General features: G+C 43.4%; 3 protein-coding genes and 1 other RNA gene. 1 reads left to right on the plus strand and 3 read right to left on the minus strand.

Translation table 11 applies throughout. From position 1 onward, the window contains the following. Together nifJ and AC5GD6_RS05975 are read right to left on the minus strand one after the other, a co-directional pair. On the minus strand, positions 1-2,915 hold a 2,915-nt coding region (gene nifJ / locus AC5GD6_RS05970; RefSeq protein WP_491846459.1), incomplete at its 3' end, for a pyruvate:ferredoxin (flavodoxin) oxidoreductase. A gap of 381 nt (positions 2,916-3,296) precedes the next feature. Beyond that, the gene (locus AC5GD6_RS05975) at positions 3,297-3,485 is read right to left on the minus strand and encodes a hypothetical protein (protein ID WP_048597121.1); all 189 of its coding nucleotides are present in this window, start codon (positions 3,483-3,485) and stop codon (positions 3,297-3,299) included. Positions 3,486-3,691: 206 nt separating this feature from the next. Here AC5GD6_RS05975 and rnpB point away from each other — a divergent pair. Next, positions 3,692-4,051: RNase P RNA component class A (gene rnpB, locus AC5GD6_RS05980), an RNA gene on the plus strand. 111 nt (positions 4,052-4,162) lie between these two features. Here rnpB and AC5GD6_RS05985 read toward each other — a convergent pair. After that, the coding region (locus AC5GD6_RS05985; protein WP_491846460.1) for a CHAP domain-containing protein at positions 4,163-5,000 on the minus strand (838 nt) is incomplete at its 5' end.

Raw genomic sequence — 5,000 nt, forward strand, 5'->3', positions numbered from 1 at the left:
CCATCGCCACCAAAGATCCAGAACGATTTCTTGGTCATAAAGTCTTTATTGGCTAAGATGTCTTGTGCTTCAGGCGAATTGAGTTTTTCAAGCTGTGCAATATAAGCAGCTGCAGTAACTTCTGAGTCCCCTGCTTGTTTGTGTGAATCTATCCAAAGCTGCGCCGCGGCACGAAAATCATCGGAAACTTCAGAAGATGCAATAAGTTGCTTGGTGGATGCTACCAAACGCGCTTGTTGCGCTTCGTAGCCCAACAACATACCTAAACCGTGCTCGGCATTGTCTTCGAACAGCGAATTATTCCACGCAGGTCCTTGGCCTTTTTTATTAAGCGTAAACGGCGAACACGTGGATGGATTGCCCCAAATTGAAGAACAACCCGTTGCATTAGAAATAAATGCTCTGTTACCAAAGAGCTGAGTTACGCAACGCGCATAACTTGTTTCTGCACAACCTGCACATGCACCCGAGAATTCAAGGTGAGGATTTTTAAATTGCGAGCCTTTAATTGTTGTGTTTTCGAGCTGCTCTTTTTCCGAAACGTTATCCTCGTCAACGGCGTAATCCCAAACTTCTTGCTGATCAAGCTCTTGCTCGGTGGGAACCATCGTAAGACAATCTTTTGGACAAACGTATACACAATTGGTGCAACCCATACAATCAAGCGGCGAAACAGCAATCGCAAACTTAAGGCCTTCGGCACCCTTGCCTTTTGCGTCAATCATACGCATTTGAGCAGGTGCTGCAGCGGCCTCTGCCTCGGTCATCGCAATAGGACGAATGGTAGAATGAGGACATACAAATGAGCAGTTGTTACACTGAATACATTTTGTTTCGTCCCAGTGTGGAACCATAACGGCAACGCCGCGCTTTTCGTAGGCTGCGGTACCTAGTTCGTACTGACCATCAGCGTGATCCTTAAAGACCGAAACAGGTAATTTATCGCCTTCCATCATATTGATAGGATTAAGTAACGTGCGTACCTGTTTAACAATCTCGGCGCGACCCTTAAGCTCTACCGTATGTACTTCATCGTGAATGTCTTTCCAACTTTCAGGAATCTCAATTTGCGTAAAAGCAGAAGCACCAGCGTCGATAGCTTTATGGTTTGCCTCAACAATTGCCTGTCCCTTCTTGGAATACGACTTAGTAGCTGCGTCTTTCATGTACTTTATTGCGTCATCAAACGGCAGAACGCCCGAAAGTGCAAAGAACGCCGATTGCAAAACGGTATTAGTGCGTTTGCCCATACCAACCTGGCGTGCTAAATCGATAGCGTTGATAAGGTAAACCTTGATTTTATTCTTATAGATGTAGCGTTTAGCCTCGGCATTAAGATGACGATCAAACTCATCAAAATCCCATTGACAGTTAACTAAAAATGTTCCGCCCGGCTTAACATCGCGAACCATTCTAAAGCCCTTAATAATATAAGAAGGGTTATGACACGCAACAAAATTTGCCTTAGTTACATAATATGAGCTGCGAATAGGAGCGTCACCAAAACGCAGGTGCGAAACAGTTACGCCGCCCGTTTTTTTGGAATCATACTGAAAATACGCCTGAACATATTTGTTGGTGTGATTACCAATGATCTTAATAGAGTTTTTATTTGCACCAACGGTACCATCGCCGCCCAAGCCCCAGAATTTACATTCAATAGTAGACGGATCAGCAGTTGAAGGACAATCAGGATCCTCTTCAAGCGAGAGGTGCGTAAGGTCATCCACAATTCCTATAGTAAACTCACGTTGAGGATTATCTTTTTTAAGCTCGTTGAACACCGCAAATGCCGAAGCGGGAGTAGTGTCTTTTGAGCCCAAGCCATAACGACCACCAATTATCGAAATATCACTTCGACCAAGCTCGTACAAAGCCGATACAACATCTTGATAAAGAGGCTCGCCAATAGATCCTGGCTCTTTTGTTCTGTCTAAAACAGCCATATGCGTGCACGTTTTTGGCAAAACCTCACCAAAACGCTCTACTACAAACGGACGGAACAGGCGTACCTTAATAAGGCCTACTTTTTCGCCTTGTGCGCGCAGATAATCGATAACTTCTTCGATAGGATCACAGAACGAACCCATGCAAACAATGACACGCGTTGCACAAGGATCACCATAGTAATTAAAAAGACCGTAGTTAGTGCCAATCTTTTTGTTAATACGATCCATGCACGACTCAACAATGCTTGGAAGGTTGTTATACACGCTGTTACATGCTTCGCGATTTTGGAAAAAGATATCAGGATTTTGGTGAGAACCGCGCATATGCGGATGCTCAGAATTAAGCGCATGATCACGAAAACGCTGAAGTGCACGAAAATCGTACATACTTTTAAGTTGGTCAAAATCCCACATAGATACTTTTTGAATCTCATGAGATGTTCTAAATCCGTCAAAGAAATTGATGAATGGAACACGACCCTCAATTGCAGCCATATGTGCAACGGGTGATAAATCCATAACCTCTTGGGGATTTGTTTCGGCAAGCATAGCAAAACCCGTCTGACGGCACGCCATAACGTCGGAGTGATCGCCAAAAATGCTTAATGCTTGCGTGGCAACCGTACGTGCTGCAACATGAAACACGCATGGAAGCTGTTCTGCCGCTATCTTATACATGTTAGGAATCATTAACAGCAGACCCTGAGATGCAGTATAGGTAGTAGACAGAGAACCTGTTCCCAGCGAACCATGAATGGTACCTGCAGCGCCTGCCTCTGACTCCATCTCGATTACCTTAACGGGTGAACCGAAAATATTTTTCATGCCTTGTGCAGACCAAATATCCACATGATCCGCCATAGGGCTTGATGGTGTAATAGGATAAATACCTGCAACTTCTGTGTATGCATACGATACATATGCCGCTGCTTCATTACCATCCATCGACTTGAATTTTCTTGACATATCCTCCCCCTCAAGATGTAAATCCAGTCAATAGCCAGCGTCGAAAAATGCGCTCGCACGCACAACAAAGCACGATACTTCCCTCTCACCTTAGGTAACATACTTACTATGCAAGCACTAATTTTACGAGCTATTCTATTTGAAATGCACTTACAAAGAACACTCAACCCTTAATCTCTCCTGAGTGTACCCAAGTGACTCGACTTGTAACTATCATAGTGCAAATTCCGAAAAAAATTAATAAAGAGCGCAAGCGTTCCGCTAACGGTTGAATGCGCAGGCTCACGAACCTAAATAACTTTGGATTGCTTACAGCTGCGACACAGGTCATGCAGGATGCAGGAAACCTCAAGCATATAACGCATGCCAATGATGGCGAATCTAGCTTGCAAGCCACACAGAAATGCCCGGAATAACGGCATACACGATAAAAATGCCGTAAAAGATAACCATGAGAACAACGTAGGCAATCATGTTAATTCTAAAAATAAGCTGGGTATTATCCTTTGAGGATGAGTCTTTTTGTTTATTGTTAGTTATGGCGTTTTTATCTTGCGAGGACATGCTCATAACCACTCCTAACGGCTATTGTTTATATAGTTACCTAATAGATGATGCTCATACTTGTTATATGTTCGTACATGCACAAACTCCCCTCTTACTTTACTCATTTTATACATATATGACAATATCTAATCCAACATATTTGAACCCATTCAAAGTACGAATCCATTATGTATGGTAATCCTCATATTTAGTGTTACAATGTTTTGAGCAAAGTGGACTCAGTGGCTGCGGATTGTAGGTTTTCTACAATATGAGGAAAGTCCGGGCTCCACAGGGCAAAATGCTGGTTAACGACCAGGCGGGGTAACCCGACGGATAGCGCCGCAGAAAAGAAGACTCCCACCACATCGCATGCCGATGTAAGAGAAAAGCTGAAACGGTAGTGTAAGAGACTACCAGCACGGTAGCAATATCGTGGCTTGGCAAGCCCCATTTGGAGCAAACGCGAATAGGAATGTAATAGATCGGCCCGATCTGCATTCGGGTAGCGCGCTTGAGGAATCTGGTAACAGATTCTCTAGATAAATAGTCACTCTCGACAGAACCCGGCTTATAGGTCCACTTTGCACGTACTACATTTACGCACAGAAGAACGGTATGCACGCAACCGCAATCGTTGCCACATAAACACTGATAAATTAGTAAATCTATGCGTTACTTTGATAACGCAGGATATGAGTCTACACAAACGGATACGGTCTAATAATTGCACGAACGTGTGTAAAAGGACGAGTGCGTCGCCAAACACCGTTACCCGCGTGTTGAGATCCTGCTTCACCCGATGAAGTATTACCTTCAATAGTAGTAATAGTAGATCCATTGTTGCTCTCGATAATGCCTATATGCTGGCAGCTTGTACCACCTGAGAAGTTATACAAAACAATATCGCCAGGTTGACAATCATGAACATCCGAAAGAATAATTGATTTATTGTCGTTGCGGGCTCGGTCATAAATTTGGTCGCAATTGTAGCTTGGCAATACGTCCCAATCTATACGAGCCTGATCAAAACACCAAGAAACAAAAATAGCGCACCACCATACACGTGTTGACGGGCCACGAAGCCATGGGGTATCGGTTTTCTCTGCCATCCAACGTCCGTACTTACTACCTGCTTCTGGATCTTTAAGTGCTTCATAACCAATTTCGCCTGCGGCGGTTTTCAAAAGCCATCGTTTAAGCGTTTCAGCAGAAGGTGTATCCGATAAGTCAAGATCAAGACCTTGATTTTTGTCAACATAAAAATGTTCACCGTTAACAGTAATATGACCAAATAAGGCTTTATGCGTTTCGGGGTCAAAATAAAATAACTTGGTAGATGATGTATGATACCAACCTTTTACAAGATATGCGTTTTTATCGGCAAATAACCACGAACCGTCATCGGTATATATCCAAGAGTCATACAAAAGTCCTGCGTTTTCATCTAACCAGTAGTCTTTATGATCATCGGTTAGTTTACCTGTTACCATCTGGTAGGTGTCTTTATTAAAGTAGAACCATTTACCGTTAGGTGCA

The sequence above is a fragment of the Fannyhessea sp. genome (assembly GCF_986145555.1).

Coding starts and splice junctions, on each gene's coding strand:
- AC5GD6_RS05975 (WP_048597121.1), bottom strand. CDS start 3,485: ATGAGCATGTCCTCGCAAGATAAAAACGCCATAACTAACAATAAACAA.